Here is a 17,287-nt window from a genome sequence, read left to right as displayed (position 1 = left end):
GTAATTCCATACCAGCTTCGTGCTATTTTTGCGGTCTTCAAACAATGGTTTTTTTGGGATATGAATGGCTCTAATTCGTAAGCGTCGTTTAACTGAGCAACAGCAACGTCGTATTGAAAAACAGCATAAAACTCGCCAAGAAGAAGTCGATACTTCAAGATCTAGATGGGCTGGTTGTACAGCACTATGGCCGTCAACTTGAAGTACAGGCACTTTCTGTACCCGAGCATCACCCAGAAAAACCTCAAGTTGCCGAAGGCGAACCAGAACCATTTTGGAAACCGATTGAGCTCAAAAGCGTATGGCGTTGCCATACTCGAACTAATCTTGAGTTACTTGTAACTGGTGATCGTGTTAAATGGCAGGCAGACCCAAATACGGGTTTAGGCATTATTACAGCCATTCACCCACGTACTTCACTGCTTACTCGTCCAGATCGCTATCACAAAGTAAAACCTGTGGCAGCCAATATCAGTTTAATCGTTATTGTTTTTGCTCCACTTCCAGAACCAGCACCTACTTTGATTGACCGCTACTTAGTGGCATGTGCAGATGCAAATATTCCTGCTCTTTTAGTGCTGAATAAATCAGATCTACTCACTGAAAACGATCCGATTCTCGACATGCTCAAAGAGTATGAAGATTTAGGTTATGAAAGCATGATTTGTCATTCTAAAGGTGATATTTCAACATTATCTCAACGACTTGATGGTGAAACCGTTGCTTTTGTTGGTCAATCAGGTGTTGGCAAAAGCTCGCTTATTAATGTGCTTATTCCAGATGCCGAGCAGAAAACCAATATCATTTCTGAAAACTCTGCACTTGGCCAACACACCACGACTTCTACGCGCTTAATCAACTTTGGTAAAAATGGTGCCTTAATTGATTCGCCGGGAATTCGTGAGTTTGGGCTTTGGCATCTCGATTTAGAAAAAATTCGTATGGGTTTTCCTGAAATTGAAGCGCATTTAGGTTCGTGTCAGTTCCGTAATTGCACGCATACTCATGAAAAGAATTGTGGCTTAAAGCAGGCCGTTGAAGCAGGTGAAATTTTGCCACGACGCTTAGACAGCTTCTTACGTTTAATCGATGAGATTCAAGAAGCGCAGCAAAAAAACTAATTTTCTACCCCTTTTGCCCTTGAAGTGGTGATTTTGATCACCATCTATATACGCTATACTCTAGGTCAATTTTGTTTTTAATTTTTTTAGGTGACTTGTGGAACGCTGGTTAGAGTTTATGGGGAATCACCCCATTTTGTTTGGTACACTCGGAGTCTTGATCGTATTGTTCTTCATTTTTGAAGGTCAACGTAACGGTCGTAAAATTTCTCCACAGTCGCTTGGTATTTTAGTGAAAGCGAAGAATGCTATTTTAATTGACTTACGCGATAGCAAAGACTTCCGCGAAGGTCACATTAGTGGTAGCCGCAATATTCCTTATAGCCAAATTGCAAGTCATGCTGATGAATTAAAAGCAAGTGACCGTCCATTGGTATTTATTTGCAACCTAGGGCAAGTTGCTGGTAGCGCTTTACAAAAAGTCGCTCACCATGACAGCTATCGCCTCGATGGTGGTATCAGTAACTGGAAAGCTCAAGGCTTACCTCTCGTTAAAAGCAAACCAAAAGCTTAAGGAGAATTGTTATGGCAGCAAATGTCATTGTTTACTCAACTTCTGTATGCCCATATTGCGTTCGCGCGAAACAATTACTTGAGCGTAAAGGTGTTGCTTACAAAGAAGTAAATCTTTCTGTTGAAGCACCAGAAGTACGTGTTGAATTAATGCAACGTACCAATCACCGTACTGTTCCACAAATTTTTATTAATGATCAGTTTATCGGTGGTTTTGACCAACTTTATGCTTTAGAGCGTGAAGGTAAACTCGACGAATTATTGGCTTAACCTCGCATCCATATTAAGGAAAAAACAATGAGCGAAGAACAACAAGTTCAACCACAATTAGCTTTAGAACGTATTTATACAAAAGATATTTCTTTTGAGGTTCCAGGGGCACAAGTTTTTACTAAACAATGGCAACCTGAACTTAACATCAATCTTTCTTCTGCTGCAGAAAAGATTGACCCAACTCACTTTGAAGTATCTTTAAAAGTTGTGGTTGAAGCCAATAATGACAATGAAACAGCGTTCATCGTAGATGTAACTCAATCTGGTATTTTCTTAATCGATAACATCGAAGAAGACCGCTTACCTTACATTTTGGGTGCATACTGCCCGAACATTTTGTTCCCGTTCTTACGTGAAGCTGTAAATGACTTAGTCACTAAGGGTAGCTTCCCTCAATTACTTCTTACTCCTATCAATTTTGATGCAGAGTTCGAAGCAAATATGGAACGTGCTCAAGCTGCTGCCGTTGAAGGTCAAGCTTAATTTATAGCTTGCTCTAAACAAAAAAACCGCGTAATTCGCGGTTTTTTTATATCTACTGTTTCGTTTGTTAGCCATCAAGCGAATGAAGCTGAATAGAAGGAAACTGAAACCCACGGCAAGACTGCTCGGAACGCCATGCGACCGTTAAAATCATGTTACCTAAGATAAAGTTTTGATAAGCAAACGTTCCAATAAGTTCATGCGAGCATAATCCACCATGATTGGTAGGATGCACTTGAGTATTTAAAGTATTTAAATCCAAACGTATACCAAGACCTGAAGCTTTTAAAACAGCTTCTTTAGTGGTCCAAACTTTAAACCAAAACTCTCTATCTTGTTCTAGATTTTGCCATGTTGCATATTCATCAGCGTGAAAGGCATGTTGTGCCAGACTATCTAAACGTACTTTACGATCCAGTTCTTCAACATCTATACCAATATCTTTAACACGTTCACTTAGCGCCAAAGCATAATATTGCTGACTATGCGAATGGTTAAAATGCAAAGTATGACCCAATAAATAAGGTTTGCCATATTCATGTTTTGCAAATTGCAAATCTGTTGGGTTTACACTTAACTTTTGAGCTAATAACTTATTTTTAATGTGCTGTATTTGCTGCTTTTTATAATCATTAAATGTACGAAAGTCGGGAAAGTCTTTTTGTTGTTGTTTTAAAAATGTATCTAGCTTCCCTGTATAGACTTCAATATTTCTATCAATCATTTTTTAAATCCATTCTATCTGGGAGTAAAACTAATATAAAAGTAACAATAACTTATTAAACCATATAATAAAAAGCCCAAAGAATACTTTGGGCTTTTTTACATTCATACAAATTAACGATTAAATTTCTTTTCCGCTTTCTTGAATTTCTGAATATAACGACGGCGGCGCGCAGCTGTACGTTCATCAACTTGACTCTTACGACCTTCAAACGGGTTTTCAGAAGTTTTAAAGTCAATACGAACTGGCGTACCTTCAAGTTTATATACTTTACGGAACACGTTCTCTAAGTAACGGCGGTAGTCCGCAGGTGTTTTATCAACCTTGTTACCATGAATCACAATAGTCGGTGGGTTTTGTCCGCCCATGTGCGCATAACGCATTTTAATACGTTTTCCACTAATCATCGGTGGTTGGTGAGCTTCTGTTGCATCACTCAAAATTTGAGTTAATTTCGCTGGTGATACTTTTAAGTTCGCAGACTCATAGGCACGATGGATAGAAGGATATAAATCACCTACCCCTGTTCCATGCAGTGCAGAAATTAAATGAATTTTTGCCCAAGGAATAAAGTCAAAACGACGCTCAACATCAAGCTTACATTGCTTGCGATCGTATTCAGACATGTTATCCCATTTGTTAATGGCGATTACCATGGCACGACCAGCTTCAAGCGCATAGCCAATTAAATGTAAGTCTTGCTCAACAATACCTTCACGTGCATCGACCACAACAACCACAACGTGTGCATCTTTCATAGCCTGTAAAGTTTTAACAATTGAGAACTTCTCAATCATTTCATCAACTTTACCTTTACGACGCACACCCGCTGTATCAATTAAGGTGTATTTACGGCCTTCACGCTCAAACGGAATATAAATAGAATCACGAGTTGTACCCGGTTGGTCAAATGCAACTACACGGTCTTCACCAAGTAAGCGGTTTACCAACGTTGATTTACCCACGTTTGGACGACCAATAATGGCTAAACGTAAGCCAGTATCTTTGTCATGTTCATCTGGGTTTTCATCTTCTGGAACTTCTGCAAGTACATCTTCAAGCATTTGCTGAACGCCACGACCATGACTTGCTGCAACTTGTAATGGTTCGCCCATACCAAGTTTATAAAACTCAACTAAAGCAGCTTCAGCATGTACGCCATCTACCTTGTTCGCAACAAGATAAATTTTCTTACCTAAAGTACGAAGTTCACGAGCAATTTGCTCATCAGAAGCTAACAAACCAGCACGCGCATCAACTACAAAAATAATAATATCTGCTTCGTTGATGGCTGTTTTTGACTGCTCGGCCATGTAGTTATCGATACCGCCTTCACTTTCACCGATACCGCCAGTATCAACAACAATGAAAGACTTATTTTGATAAGTCGCATCACCATATTTACGGTCACGAGTCAGACCCGCGAAGTCGGCTACAAGTGCATCACGACTCTTGGTAATCTGGTTAAATAACGTTGATTTTCCGACATTCGGACGACCAATGAGCGCAATAACGGGTTTCATACAATAACCTTAATCAAGACCAGCCATATCTCATGGCATGAGCATTAGAAACAATACAGGAGATATATTTTAAGGTCAGATATGACCATAATAAAAGACGGGGCTTTGAACTGATTTAATTCAAACACCCCGATATTTTTTAACAGCGTAATTTGTTAAGCGGCTATTTTAGCACAAGCGAACAAAATTAACGATTCTGCCAAATACTTAAATCGCCTTTTTGGGTCGAAACGTAGAGTTGATTCTCAATAACACGTAATGTATTGACCTCACCACTCGTTTTAGAACGTCCTACCAATTTACCTGTTGCCGGGTCGATCAGGTGTAAAACACCATCCAAATCACCGACTATTAAATTTTGGCCTAATACAACAGGATTACTTAAATGACGATTCAACAAGCTGTCATTTTGCCAAAGCTGCTCGCCTGTCGTTAAATCATAAGCAGTCAGCTTGCCATCAGTTGATGAAACAAATACTTTATTGTCATAAACTTCTGGACGTTTTGTACTGCTTGAATCTTCACTCCAAACTACACGTTGAGAAGCCAAATCAGTCACTGTGACTTGCCCTTGGAAGCTTGTTGTCACCATAAGCTGGCCTGCAACAACTGGATCACCATCAATATCGATCAGGCGTTGAATATCAGAACGACCTTCACTTACCGCAACACGACGTTGGAAACGTGGAATACCGCTAATGATATCAATTGCATAAACATAAGCATTTGCTGAAGCAATTAGAACAGTGCGTGAATCAAGGCTCACTGGCGATGGCTGACCGCGTAAACTAAACTGAACGTTTGGTAATTTGTATGCCCAAACTTGTTGTCCTGATGATGCATCATGTGCAAAAACAGTACCGTCATTTGCAATTGTAATCACACGTCCAGACTGAACTAAAGAAGGACTTAATAATGCACCAGATAATTGTGCAGTCCATTTTTGTTCACCTGTTGCTTGATCTAAAGCAAATAACTGACCTTTGCTGTTACCCACAACAACAATACCTTCAGCCGCTTCAACACCAGAGCTTAAGCCCAATTTACTTACTTTTTTCTCCCAAAGACGTTGTTTGCCACGATATGCTGCAACTTCACCTTTAGGATCAAGGGTAAAGACAACGCCTTCATTAGCGTCAAGTTGTAAACGTAATGGATCTGCCTTATTCGTAGAAGAAACACTGCGTGAAAACACCGGTACTAGAGCCTTTGTCGACTCAGTCAATTTCGGTAGTGGATTTGGTTTTGCTTCTTTTACTTTGTTGCTAGAACATCCCACCAATACAGCTGATGCGATTGCAATTGCCAAAGGCAGTTTGAATTTCTGATTCATTAAGACTCTTCCACCTGTGTTTCCAAAATTGGGCGCTCAATCTGTGGATCTTCAACTAAAACGCCAACACTTTCGAGTTTAATTTGTAAAATTTGTCGCTCTTGTTTACGTTCCAGTAACGAATCCCATGCAGCTTGATACGCTTTTTTAGCAGAATCAATATCTTTCTTCGCAACAAAGATATCACCACGTAACTCTTCTACTGTTGCTTTAAATGCCGGATCGACATTACCAGACAAAGTTTTTAGAGCTTCATCATATTTGTTTTGCGCCAATTGTGCATCTGCTAAACGCAATTTTACAACCTGAATCAGTCCTTCATCTTTTACTTTTGAGTTTTCAACTTTTTTCAAAGCTTTTTCAGCAGCCGCATAATCTTGTTTTTCATATGCAAGCTTTGCCAATACAAATTGAGTTTGTATTGCCTGAACTGAATCAATATCGTCTTTTACAAGTTTATCTGCCGAAGCTGTTATTGAAGCTAAAGCATTTGGATTATCGGCTGTTGCATTTGCCTCATCCATTAACTGCTGTACTTTTGCAGTTTCAGTCTGACTCGTTGCAAGATTTCTTTTTTGCCAATATTCCCACCCAAAAAAGGCAATCAATGCAATGAGAATCCCGCTAATCATGGCAGAACCATATTTTTTGGCGAACGACTTTAAGCTGTCGAATTGTTCTTCATCACTTAAGCTCATGTGATTGTCCTTTTCCAGATGTTTCAGTTTATTTTGTAAATTTTTCAATTAAGAATGGTACGAGTTCAGCTATTGCAACTTGTGTCTGCTCAGCTGTTGCTAACTCTTTGATAGCAAGCTGCTGTGCTTCCCATTCACGCTCGCCTAAAATCATGGCGTAAACAGCCCCAGCCTGATCAGCTTTTTTCATCTGACTCTTCATGCTGCCTTGTGAACCCGTTTTAATGCGAACATTGCTATTCGCTGCTTCTAGCTGATCGCGTAATTGCTCTGCCAAAACCAATGCTTTAGCTTGGTAAGCAGGCTCTGCAACCAAGAACACTTCACAATCACGTACAGTTTCAGCTTGTTCAACTTGCTCAAGTAGAAGCAATAAACGCTCCATCCCCATTGCAAAACCAACAGCAGGTACAGATTGATCTGCCTTACCTTTCAGCTGACCAACTAAACCATCATAGCGTCCACCTGCACATACTGTGCCTTGCGAACCTAACGATGTTGTTGTCCATTCAAAAACAGTTTTATTGTAGTAATCTAAACCACGTACCAATTTTTGGTTAATTACAAATTTAACGCCAGCAGCAGTCAAATAATCTTGTAATTGTTGAAAGTGGCTTAAGCTATCTTCTTTTAAGAAATCATGTAATTTCGGCGCATTTTCCAGAATTTTCTGAGTCGATTCAATTTTAGAATCTAAAATACGTAATGGGTTAGTCGTTAAACGACGCTGTGAATCTTCATCCAAAGCATCTTTATGCTCATTTAAGAACGCAACCAAAGCATTACGATATTCTGTACGCTCATCTGTTTCACCTAACGTATTCAACTCAAGCTGAACCATGTGATCAACGCCCATGCGTTTCCACAAACGAGCTGTCAACAGAATCAATTCAGCATCAATATCAGGAGTTGCCACACCAAAAGTTTCAACACCGAACTGGTGGAACTGACGGTAACGGCCTTTTTGTGGTTTTTCATAACGGAACATAGGTCCCATATACCACACACGCGGCGTAGCACCACGCAATAAGTTATGTTCAACCAACGCACGTACACAACCCGCCGTCCCTTCTGGACGCAAAGTTAATGATTCAGGTGGGTTTCCTTTATCGAAGAATGTGTACATTTCTTTTTCAACGATATCGGTTGCATCACCAATAGCACGTTTAAACAGTCCCGTTTGTTCAACGATCGGCAAACGAATTTGTTGGTAACCATAAGCATCCATTAACAATGCTAAATGCTGCTCGAGACGTCTCCACGCTGATGTTTGCGTTGGTAAGACGTCATTAAAACCTTTGATTGCGACTATTGAACTCATGATGAACTACGAATAATTTCTTTAGATTTAGCTTCTTCAAGCTCTTGAACACGTTGACGAACCATTGTTTCGATTTCATCAACCAATTGATCGGTATCGATTAAATGGCTTTTCTCACCATTACGATAAACCAGTGAGCGAGGCGCAGCCCCAACAACCCCGATATCTGCTTCTTTTGCTTCACCCGGGCCATTTACCTTACAACCAATCACTGACACATCCATTGGCGTACGGATATCTTCTAAACGCTCTTCTAAGGCTTGCATCACCTGAATCACGTTAAATTCTTGACGAGAACAACTTGGACAAGCAATAAAATTAATCCCGTTAGAACGTAGACCAAGCGATTTTAAGATATCAAAACCAATCTTAATTTCGTCTTCAGGTTCAGCAGCAAGCGAAATACGCATGGTGTCGCCAATACCTTCCATCAACAACCCGCCAAGAGCAATCGCTGATTTCACAGTACCTGTACGGTAAATACCAGCCTCGGTTACACCTAAGTGCAATGGATTATCAATTTGTTGAGAAAGCAAACGATAAGCATCCATGGTCAAAAATACATTTGATGCTTTTACGCTGACTTTAAACTCATGGAAATCTAGACGGTCTAAAATATCAATATGACGTAAAGCTGACTCAAGCAGTGCCTGCCCTGTAGGCTCGCCATATTTTTTCTGTAAATCTTTTTCTAGAGAACCCGCATTCACACCAATACGCATAGAAATGCCGTGATGACGTGCAGCAGCAACAACTTCACGAACTTTCTGGTCTGAACCGATATTACCTGGGTTAATACGCAAACAGTCTGCACCATAGTCTGCAACTGCCAAAGCAATTCTATGGTCAAAGTGAATATCAGCCACTAGTGGAACTGAAACACGTTTACGGATTGCACCAAAAGCCTCAGCTGCTTCCATAGAAGGAACTGAAACACGCATAATATCTGCACCTGCGTCAACACAACGCTCAATCTGAGCCACAGTTGCATCGACATCGCAAGTTTCGGTATTTGTCATACTTTGCACACTAATAGGTGCATCGCCACCGACATAGACCGAACCAACACGAATTTTACGTGTTGGTCGACGTTTAATTGGGTTCTCTATCATTGTATCGCTCAACTCATGGTATTAGCGGGATAAACGGAATTCAGCTTTACCGTTTACCGTATATGGAGACAATGAAATCTGTTCTTGGTTTAGACTTAATGACACAGCTGTTGCATCATCAAGACGAATCTGGAATGGAGACTCCCCATTTAAGGTTAAAGTCGATGCCTGACGACCTGTCGCTAAAACCTTACCTGTTGCATCTACAATATGAACAGAAGTTGGACGGTTAAAGTTTAACACCAATTGATCGCCTGCTGTTGCAGAGCCATTTCCTTTCATAGGTAAAACTTCAACATTAGACTGATTTGCTTTTGGCACCTCAGTCTCACCTTTGTTTGAAGTCCATTTTTGAACGCCCATCACGATCAATGACACTACAGCAATAATCAAAATCGCAAGCAATGCACGCTTTAACCATTTTTTATTACGATCACTATTAGAACCCGGTAATTTACCCATGATTTTAATTGGTGAATTGTTTAAAGCATGATTTGGCAAAAGGCCTGTATCATTTGCATAAATCTCATCAAAACGCTGAATAATTGCAGTTGCATCAGCATTTAAATATTTTGCATAAGAACGATAATAACCTTTGATAAAAGTTGCTTCTGGCAAAGATTTATAATCGTCTTGCTCTAATGCACTTAGCGTTTTCAACGGCATATTTAAGTCTGAAGATACTTGCTCTAATTCTTTTTTCTGAGAAACACGAATTTGACGTAAATACTCACCAGGACGTTGAATATTTCCTAAAGCAGAAGTCGGTAAGCTTGAGCCAGTTGGCTGCTGTGAATTAGGATTTATTTCCATACGGCCTCAGTACTATACTGTAATTGCAAATAACGTTGATATTCTGGACTTTCCGGGAATAAAGCACGTAATTGATTTACTAAAACTTGCATTCCCATTTTATCCGCATTGGCTCGAGCCACTCTTAAACCAATCCAAAGTGCACGAGCACCCTGATTTTTCTGCCCCACTGTACGAACATATTGCTCATACATTTGTGTAGCAGCCGGAATCTGCTGCTGCAAATAAAAAATTTCTGCTAACTCTAACATTGAAATGTAAGAGTCACGGTTAGCAAAGAGCGCTTGTTTGAATGTTTTTTCAGCACTCGCAATATCACCTAATTTTAAATAAATCCGCCCCAGATTTTCTAAGGCTTGGTAACGTTGGTCATAACCTAATGTTGCACCAGCAATACGGAACTGCTCGACAGCATCATTATAACGTTCCATTTGGTACAAATACGTACCATAATTATTACGCGCCTGAGCATTATCTGGCTCAGAAGAAATTGCACGTTTAAAATAATGTTCTGCTTTTTCTAAATTGGGTTTACTGCCTTCTTGTTGCAATAAAATACCCATCATCATATTTGCCGTTGCATCACGACTCTCGATACTTAGAGCTTGGTCGAGGGAACGTTTTGCTGAGTCCAAGTCACCAGAACGAATGTATTCTGCAGCAAGCTGCGTACGCACCTTAACTGCTTTTTCCGGGTCCTTTTTTAGTGTTGGCGACGTCTGACAACCACTTGCCAGAAATGCAACTGCAACCCCCATACATAACATGATCTTTAACTTCGGAGTACTCAAAGTCTTCCCTCAACTTTATCCTTGTGTACGTAAAATCTCTTGACGCTGTGTCACTTTTTTCTGCCATTGTTCAGCACGGCGGGTTCTATCAGCCACTTGACCCACTAACTGTCCACATGCAGCGTCAATATCATCACCACGTGTTTGACGAATCGTACACACAAATCCGGCATCAGACAAAGTTTTTTGGAACGAGATAATACGATTTCGACTTGAGCGGCCATATGGCGCGTGCGGGAATGGGTTAAATGGAATCAAGTTAATTTTACTTGGTAAATTTTTTAATAATTTAATCATTTGCTGTGCATGTTCAGGCTGATCATTCACGCCTTCTAACATCACATATTCAATGGTCACATGTTTACGCGTACTTTCATTACCATCTTTGGCAATATAACGCTGACATGCTGCAATCAACTGAGCCAATGGATATTTTTTATTAATAGGCACAAGTTCATTACGCAACTCATCGTTTGGTGCATGTAAAGAAATTGCTAATGCAACATCAATATCTTGCGCAAGTTGGTCAATTTTCGGTACAACACCTGAAGTTGATAAGGTCACACGACGTTTTGACATACCATAAGCAAAGTCATCAAGCATAATCTGCATTGAGCTTAATACAGCATCATAGTTGAGCAAAGGTTCGCCCATACCCATCATCACGACATTGGTCACTGAACGTTCACGGTCAGCAACAGGCACTTCTTCCATATAAGAATAGTTTGCCATCCAGAGTTGCCCAATAATTTCATCTGGCGTTAAATCGCGTTGGAAACCTTGCTTACCTGTTGAACAAAATGAGCAGTCCAATGCACAGCCTACTTGTGATGAAATACACAAAGTTTTGCGTAAGCCTGTTTTATCTTCGGCAGGAATTAATACAGTTTCAACTAAAGAACCTGCCCCCTCACCTACGCGAAACACCCATTTACGTGTGCCATCTTTTGAATAGTGACGGTGAACAACTTCAGGAGCTTTAATCTCACAAATTTGTTCAAGTTTTGCACGCAACTTTCCTGAAATATTGGTCATTTCAGCAAAATCAGTAACAAAGTACTGATGAATCCATTTCATGACCTGTCCGGCACGAAACTTTTTCTCACCAATATCTTCAAAGAATTTTTCTAATTGCGCGCGTGACATGCCGAGTAAATTCACTTTTTCGGCAGCAGGCGATGCTGGCGTGGACGAAGATTGCTGCTGTCCATCAAGATTTTCAGATGAAACGACCACTGCAGAACTCATGTGTATTTACCTAAACCATGTCAAAAACAGAAGATATTGTTCAAGAATCAGACAATATGCTCTTGAGAGAATAAAAAAACCAGATAAGTAGTATACCACTTATCTGGTTTGAATGCTTTCGATTAACGAGTGCGTGGGCAGATCTCGTTGTCAGCAAAGAAGTACGCAATTTCACGCTCTGCAGAAGCAACTGAGTCAGAACCGTGAGCAGCGTTTTCGTCGATGCTTACAGCGAAATCAGCACGGATAGTACCAGGAGCCGCTTCTTTAGGGTTTGTAGCGCCTAAAATTTCACGGTGAGCAAGAACTGCGTTTTCGCCTTCAAGAACAGATACTACAACTGGACCAGAAGTCATGAATGCAACTAAGTCACCAAAGAAACCGCGTTCTTTGTGCTCTGCATAGAAACCTTCAGCATCAGCTTGAGAAAGGTGTTTCATTTTAGTCGCAACAATTTTTAAACCCGCTTTTTCGAAACGAGCAAAAATTTCACCGATGTGGTTTTTAGACACAGCATCAGGCTTTACGATAGACAAAGTACGTTCAATAGCCATGAGTGGCTCCTTTATTTTAAGATTTAAACTTTAAAAAATTTGCAGCATTATACCGATGTCATAGGTAATAATCAGCTTTGAATGTGTAAAAGTTGCGATTTTTTCTACTGTTTTTAACGAACTTCGTCTATCCAAGCCATTTGGATACCTTCTAACAATCCTTCGGTTGATTTATTTGGGTCATCACTGAAGTCTGGTAATGCACATACCCATGCATGTAAATCGGTAAAACGGATCCATTGCGGATCAACTTCTGGATGTGCTTCTGACAATTCAATGGCAATATCAATCGTATCTGTCCAACGTAAGCCCATAGCGGCTCCTATCTGTTTAATCTGCTAAATCACGAACTGCGTACTTTAGCAAATCCATAAACCTAATCGATAGCTTAAGCTGATAAAAATTACTGTTCGTTATAAAGCAATGTTTAATAATGGCGCTACAAATATAATGATGCTTGCCACTGATGCACCAATAAGAGCCCCGACAATCACATCACTTGGATAATGAAGTCCAAGCACCATACGAGACAAAGCAACAAGTACCATGAACGGTAACATAGCGGCTAGCAACACAGGTTGGATATACCCCAACACAATTGTCACCATCACTGCATGCAACGTATGACCTGATGGAAAACTAAAGTGATCAAGTGGTCTTTCACCAAGCACAATCACCTGATGTACTTGATAAGGACGTGGACGCGTCGTTTTATGTTTTAGAAATTTATAAATTGCCGTTCCTATTGAGCCGCCAATTAACAAATAGATAATTTGCAAACTGTAGGTAATGCCATGCATTCCCCATACAATTGCTAGCATGAGGTACCAAAATGGCCCATCGCCCGCACGGCTAATAATTTTGAAGAATAAAGCCACACGTTGTGAGTGAGAAAAATGATTGAGATATAAACAGCCTCTCAAATCGAGATCGAGTATTTTTATTTTTGCATTCTTTAATTTCATGGTCGTTCTCCTATTTTAGGATACTTAGGTGAAGTCCACCGAGGATTCCTTCACTACCTGATAAAATGCCTGTTCTAATTGCTGTACCGGAAGTTGCCAACCGCTTTGCTGTACTTTACGACAGGCTTGTATGCCCATTTCTCTAAGTTGTTGTACTGAAGGGAGTTGATAAATTTGTTGTATAAAATGGTCTTTCTGTCCAAGTGGACTTAACCAGCCACTTACGTTATGGACTAAATATTGATGTGCACAAGCATAATCATACGCGATAACTGGCAAACCGCTTGCCATTGCCTCTAAAACTACGTTACCAAACGTTTCAACTTGACTCGCAAACACAAATACGTCTGCGCTTGCATAGGCAGTCGCCAACTCATGTCCACGCAAACTACCAGTAAAAACAACATTTCTCGCTTCTGGCAGTGCTTTTAGTCGAGCCAGATCTGGGCCATCTCCTACTACCACCAATTTAGTTTTATGTTGCTGCATGTTTTGCATGGCTGCATAACTTTCAACAATCAATTGCACTTCTTTTTCTGGTGATAAACGCCCTACATACAGCATGACACGTGTATCGGCATCGACACCCCATTGCTGGCGTAAGCTTTCTGAGCGATGCTTTGGTGAAAAGCGCGTGGTATCAACCCCTCGTCCAACCACAATAAGTGGGCAGGTAATACCAAAACCACGTAAGGCTTCCTCTGTATCTTTACTCGGCACACAGGTCACTTGAGTATTGTTATGAAACCAGCAAAGGTATTTTTGGATTGGCTTAACCAAGAAAGCCAAATCAAAGAATCGACTAAAATCTTGAAATGGTGAATGGAAGCCACTAGAAACTGGAATATCTTTTGCCTTGGCAGCTTGCATGGCAGTTAAGCCCAAAGGCCCTTCCGTCACAATGTGTACAACATCAGGGACAAACTTTTCAAAAGCTTTTGAAACTTTTAAATATTGAGGCCAGCCAAATTGCAAAGTTGGATATTTTGGTATGGCTTGTGACATAACCAGACATTCTTGTTCTGGCAAAAAATCATGACATTTGGCTTTTTGTTCTGGTCGAACCAGTAAAATTTTATGACCTTGTTTTTGCAAACCTTGACACAACTGTAATAGCGAGAGTGCAACACCATTAATCTCTGGTGGCCATGTCTCTGTCACAATGGCAATTTTTAAACGTGGACGGACTAAATCATGGAGTTGATGCAATCCCTGAGTATTAGACCACTGCTGTTTTTGTTTGAAATGGAATTGGAAGCTTTCAGGAAGTTGCTGTTGTTTTAATAGTGCTGTCGCGAATGAGCCTTGCATAGCGCCATCCATCAATGTATTTATTTTCATGCTTAAAGATTAAGCAGCTTTCTTGACACTTTGATGATAAATGCATGACAGTTTACTGACATCAAAAATTAAAAAAGCACGCTGAGAACAGCGCGCTTTTTCGTAAAACAGACAAAAGAACTTAACGGTTTTGCAATTTTGCATAGTCCATAAGTACATTTGCCGCTTCATTCACAAATGTTTCTTCTTCTGGCAACGCAGGACGTTGGTTAGCTTTCATTTTGGCACGAGATTCAGCTAACGCATCTAATGAAGCTTGATAGCTTTCCCAGTTTGCAAAAGGCTTTTGACCTGTTGCTGCACGACGCTCATTTTCAGCATCTAAAGTTTGCTTTTCTAAACCAAGAAGCTCAGCACGGCGCTTATCAATATCAAGTACAACTTGCTTTTGGTCACTCGTAACCTTCGCGATAGCCGTACGTTTATTTAAATATTTAAACTGTGGGTCAACTCCTACACGCTGTTCTGAAAGTTGAGACAACTTCGCAACATACGGTTGAACAGAACCTTCACGTTTAAATGGCGCAGTCGGGATCGTATCCCACTTCAACGCATTCTTCGATTTACGCTCACCAAACTCTTCGTTATAGATATCGACAAGCTTAATATCTGGCACTACACCTTTGTTTTGGGTACTACCACCAGTAACACGGTAGAATTTACGCTGAGTTAAGGTCGCTTGACCGTATGCCAAAGTATCAAGTTGAACTTGAGCTGTACCTTTACCTGTAGTTGTACTACCAATAATAATGCCACGCTCATAGTCTTGAATTGCCGCAGAGTAAATCTCACTTGCAGACGCTGATGCTAAGTTCACCAATACAGCAAGTGGACCTGTATAGATTTGCTGACCGCCATCGTTGTCTTCAAATACACTGACATTGCCATTGCCGTCACGAATTTGCACAACCGGACCTGACTTAATTACCTGTCCAAGCATACGTGCAACTTCTTCTAATGAACCACCTGGGTCATTACGTAAGTCAATAATAATACCTTCTACTTTCTTGGCTTTTAATGCCTCAAAAGCATTTGCAGTGTCTTCAGAAACTGAACGATATTGCTGACCAGCGCGACGTGAACGATAGTCAAAATAGAACGATGGGATTTCAATGACACCTAATAAGTGCTTTTTACCGTCGCGTGTTACTTCTACTGTACGTGAACGAACACCAGCATCTTCTTCTTGAATAACATCACGCACTAAAGTCACATTACGTGCCTGACTCATTGATGCACCCGCACCAAGAAGCTTAAGCGTTACTTTAGTGCCACGTTTACCACGAATAAGTCCAACAATTTCCGAACTTGACCAACCCACCACATCGATCATTTTACCGCCCTCTTGAGCGACTCCAACGATTCGATCTCCTGATTTCACTTGACCAGACTTACTTGCAGGACCACCTTCTACAATGGTTTCAATCTTGGTGTAATCTTCATTGCCACGCTCTGGACGAATCGATACCCCAATACCTTCAAGTTGTAAGGTCGTTTGGCGATTTAGTTCTATCGCATCAATTGGTGGATAATAATTACTGTGCGGATCATAAGTCGCCAACATTGCATTTAATGTTTTATCTAAAACATCGTCGCTTTTCACACGGCTAATTCTTTCAAGCTGACGTGTATAACGCTTAGTCAAAGTCTGCGCTGGTGTTAAATCTTCTGGGCCTGTTAAGTCTTGACCATCAGCAAGTGACGGGTTTTCTTTAAGCGCCTTTTGTTTTGCTTGTTCCTCTTCACGGCTAATCGTCAAATTGATTAACTGTGATACCAGCATTTTACGCCAGTGATTTTGCTGCTCAGCCGTTGTTTTAAAATACGGCGCTTTTTCGCGATCTACTTCAATATAGCTATTTGGCTGTTTTAAATTTTGTGGTTGTTTTAACTCAGCCAGCATGAACTCGTAAAATTGTTTTAAGCGTTCACGATATTGCTGGTGAATTGCAAACGGTCCATTTAAGTTCCCCGCTTTTAATGAAGCACCAAAATTTGAACCATAGAGTTTTTTATAATTTTGAACTTCAGCGTCTAAAAATAATGAGTGGTCTGGATCAAGACTGTCTAAGTACATATCGAGAATACGATTAGATGTATTCGCATCTAGTCGCATATTTAAATAATGTTGGCGATCAACTAAAGTTGCCAGTTGACGAGCCACCAAGGCCTGCTCTTGCGTTGGCTGGATCGATTGAGAAACAGCAGCAGTATTAGTTGCTGCTCTTGCTTCGTTCATCGTATGAGAGAAGAATAAACCGCCAGTCGCGATTGCTACTGCACAAGCTATAGTTTGAAGTTTCATAAATTCTTAATACTTCCTTGGGTGTTCGTATCTTACACGCTCTGTTTTCGATATGAACTAAGCAGATTCAACATCTTAACCAACTAAATTGTTTATACCGTGTAGTTTTATCATATTCTGTACTGACAAAATGTAGCAAATCATTGCAAAATTCGCTTATTGTTTTTCA

Annotated in this window: 17 protein-coding genes and 1 pseudogene; 4 read left to right on the top strand and 14 right to left on the bottom strand. The window is 40.4% G+C overall.

Translation table 11 applies throughout. The features are described 5' to 3' along the window. Positions 1-64 precede the first annotated feature (64 nt). The 4 genes and pseudogenes from rsgA (at position 65) to secB (ending at position 2,390) form a co-directional block, all read left to right on the top strand. Positions 65-1,121, top strand: a pseudogene (gene rsgA / locus B554_RS0111045) (ribosome small subunit-dependent GTPase A). Positions 1,122-1,218: 97 nt separating this feature from the next. Then, positions 1,219-1,635: a rhodanese-like domain-containing protein gene (locus B554_RS0111040; RefSeq protein WP_004698745.1), complete on the top strand. Its 417-nt coding sequence runs from the start codon at positions 1,219-1,221 to the stop codon at positions 1,633-1,635. Between the two features lie 11 nt (positions 1,636-1,646). After that, entirely contained in the window at positions 1,647-1,904 is a 258-nt protein-coding gene (gene grxC, locus B554_RS0111035) for a glutaredoxin 3 (protein WP_002114715.1), read from the top strand. A 27-nt stretch (positions 1,905-1,931) separates the two neighbouring features. Continuing rightward, positions 1,932-2,390: a protein-export chaperone SecB gene (gene secB / locus B554_RS0111030; protein ID WP_004698753.1), complete on the top strand. Its 459-nt coding sequence runs from the start codon at positions 1,932-1,934 to the stop codon at positions 2,388-2,390. Between the two features lie 67 nt (positions 2,391-2,457). On the opposite strand, the gene B554_RS0111025 is transcribed toward secB, so the two are convergent. The 14 genes from B554_RS0111025 to B554_RS0110960 form a co-directional block, all read right to left on the bottom strand. Continuing rightward, complete coding sequence (locus tag B554_RS0111025) at positions 2,458-3,114, bottom strand: 4'-phosphopantetheinyl transferase family protein (protein ID WP_019458084.1); 657 nt, start codon at positions 3,112-3,114, stop codon at positions 2,458-2,460. Between the two features lie 113 nt (positions 3,115-3,227). Then, positions 3,228-4,637 carry a ribosome biogenesis GTPase Der gene (der, locus tag B554_RS0111020; RefSeq protein ID WP_019458083.1) on the bottom strand — a complete coding sequence of 470 codons (1,410 nt, stop codon included), beginning with the start codon at positions 4,635-4,637 and terminating at the stop codon, positions 3,228-3,230. A gap of 187 nt (positions 4,638-4,824) precedes the next feature. Beyond that, positions 4,825-5,970 carry an outer membrane protein assembly factor BamB gene (gene bamB, locus B554_RS0111015; RefSeq protein ID WP_019458082.1) on the bottom strand — a complete coding sequence of 382 codons (1,146 nt, stop codon included), beginning with the start codon at positions 5,968-5,970 and terminating at the stop codon, positions 4,825-4,827. Next, positions 5,970-6,668, bottom strand: coding sequence for a YfgM family protein (locus B554_RS0111010; protein WP_002053293.1), 699 nt, complete (start codon positions 6,666-6,668; stop codon positions 5,970-5,972). The genes bamB and B554_RS0111010 overlap by 1 nt, the downstream gene beginning before the upstream one ends. Before the next feature lie 28 nt (positions 6,669-6,696). After that, a complete protein-coding gene (hisS, locus tag B554_RS0111005) occupies positions 6,697-7,989 on the bottom strand; it encodes a histidine--tRNA ligase (RefSeq protein WP_019458081.1) in 1,293 nt (430 codons plus the stop codon). Next, positions 7,986-9,101 (bottom strand): flavodoxin-dependent (E)-4-hydroxy-3-methylbut-2-enyl-diphosphate synthase, encoded by a 1,116-nt coding sequence (ispG, locus tag B554_RS0111000; protein ID WP_004698760.1) that lies wholly within the window; start codon positions 9,099-9,101, stop codon positions 7,986-7,988. The genes hisS and ispG overlap by 4 nt, the downstream gene beginning before the upstream one ends. 21 nt (positions 9,102-9,122) lie before the next feature. Continuing rightward, complete coding sequence (locus tag B554_RS0110995; RefSeq protein WP_004698761.1) at positions 9,123-9,914, bottom strand: helix-turn-helix domain-containing protein; 792 nt, start codon at positions 9,912-9,914, stop codon at positions 9,123-9,125. After that, positions 9,905-10,705: a type IV pilus biogenesis/stability protein PilW gene (gene pilW, locus B554_RS0110990; protein WP_193760137.1), complete on the bottom strand. Its 801-nt coding sequence runs from the start codon at positions 10,703-10,705 to the stop codon at positions 9,905-9,907. Before pilW ends, B554_RS0110995 begins: the two co-directional genes overlap by 10 nt. Before the next feature lie 15 nt (positions 10,706-10,720). Continuing rightward, entirely contained in the window at positions 10,721-11,953 is a 1,233-nt protein-coding gene (gene rlmN, locus B554_RS0110985) for a 23S rRNA (adenine(2503)-C(2))-methyltransferase RlmN (protein ID WP_004698763.1), read from the bottom strand. Positions 11,954-12,075: 122 nt separating this feature from the next. Continuing rightward, positions 12,076-12,507 carry a nucleoside-diphosphate kinase gene (ndk, locus tag B554_RS0110980; RefSeq protein ID WP_000963851.1) on the bottom strand — a complete coding sequence of 144 codons (432 nt, stop codon included), beginning with the start codon at positions 12,505-12,507 and terminating at the stop codon, positions 12,076-12,078. 113 nt (positions 12,508-12,620) lie between these two features. Next, entirely contained in the window at positions 12,621-12,821 is a 201-nt protein-coding gene (iscX, locus tag B554_RS0110975) for a Fe-S cluster assembly protein IscX (RefSeq protein ID WP_004698764.1), read from the bottom strand. A 99-nt stretch (positions 12,822-12,920) separates the two neighbouring features. Beyond that, on the bottom strand, positions 12,921-13,472 hold the full coding sequence (locus B554_RS0110970; protein ID WP_019458079.1) for a phosphatase PAP2 family protein: 552 nt from the start codon (positions 13,470-13,472) through the stop codon (positions 12,921-12,923). 24 nt (positions 13,473-13,496) lie between these two features. Next, positions 13,497-14,795 (bottom strand): glycosyltransferase family 4 protein, encoded by a 1,299-nt coding sequence (locus tag B554_RS0110965; RefSeq protein WP_081400363.1) that lies wholly within the window; start codon positions 14,793-14,795, stop codon positions 13,497-13,499. Positions 14,796-14,934: 139 nt separating this feature from the next. Continuing rightward, the gene (locus tag B554_RS0110960) at positions 14,935-17,118 is read right to left on the bottom strand and encodes a carboxy terminal-processing peptidase (protein WP_019458077.1); all 2,184 of its coding nucleotides are present in this window, start codon (positions 17,116-17,118) and stop codon (positions 14,935-14,937) included. Positions 17,119-17,287 lie beyond the last annotated feature (169 nt).

It is taken from the genome of Acinetobacter sp. GG2 (assembly GCF_000292385.1).
Taxonomy (GTDB): Bacteria; Pseudomonadota; Gammaproteobacteria; order Pseudomonadales; family Moraxellaceae; genus Acinetobacter; species Acinetobacter seifertii.
The sequence above is the reverse complement of the archived record's forward strand: the minus strand, read 5'-3'. Positions and strand labels throughout refer to the sequence as shown.

Bases quoted from the DNA above. Each gene is read 5' to 3' on its own strand.
- grxC (WP_002114715.1), top strand. From the start codon at position 1,647: ATGGCAGCAAATGTCATTGTTTACTCAACTTCTGTATGCCCATATTGC.
- secB (WP_004698753.1), top strand. From the start codon at position 1,932: ATGAGCGAAGAACAACAAGTTCAACCACAATTAGCTTTAGAACGTATT.
- B554_RS0111025 (WP_019458084.1), bottom strand. From the start codon at position 3,114: ATGATTGATAGAAATATTGAAGTCTATACAGGGAAGCTAGATACATTT.
- der (WP_019458083.1), bottom strand. From the start codon at position 4,637: ATGAAACCCGTTATTGCGCTCATTGGTCGTCCGAATGTCGGAAAATCA.
- bamB (WP_019458082.1), bottom strand. From the start codon at position 5,970: ATGAATCAGAAATTCAAACTGCCTTTGGCAATTGCAATCGCATCAGCT.
- B554_RS0111010 (WP_002053293.1), bottom strand. From the start codon at position 6,668: ATGAGCTTAAGTGATGAAGAACAATTCGACAGCTTAAAGTCGTTCGCC.
- hisS (WP_019458081.1), bottom strand. From the start codon at position 7,989: ATGAGTTCAATAGTCGCAATCAAAGGTTTTAATGACGTCTTACCAACG.
- ispG (WP_004698760.1), bottom strand. From the start codon at position 9,101: ATGATAGAGAACCCAATTAAACGTCGACCAACACGTAAAATTCGTGTT.
- B554_RS0110995 (WP_004698761.1), bottom strand. From the start codon at position 9,914: ATGGAAATAAATCCTAATTCACAGCAGCCAACTGGCTCAAGCTTACCG.
- rlmN (WP_004698763.1), bottom strand. From the start codon at position 11,953: ATGAGTTCTGCAGTGGTCGTTTCATCTGAAAATCTTGATGGACAGCAG.
- ndk (WP_000963851.1), bottom strand. From the start codon at position 12,507: ATGGCTATTGAACGTACTTTGTCTATCGTAAAGCCTGATGCTGTGTCT.
- iscX (WP_004698764.1), bottom strand. From the start codon at position 12,821: ATGGGCTTACGTTGGACAGATACGATTGATATTGCCATTGAATTGTCA.
- B554_RS0110970 (WP_019458079.1), bottom strand. From the start codon at position 13,472: ATGAAATTAAAGAATGCAAAAATAAAAATACTCGATCTCGATTTGAGA.
- B554_RS0110965 (WP_081400363.1), bottom strand. From the start codon at position 14,795: ATGGATGGCGCTATGCAAGGCTCATTCGCGACAGCACTATTAAAACAA.
- B554_RS0110960 (WP_019458077.1), bottom strand. From the start codon at position 17,118: ATGAAACTTCAAACTATAGCTTGTGCAGTAGCAATCGCGACTGGCGGT.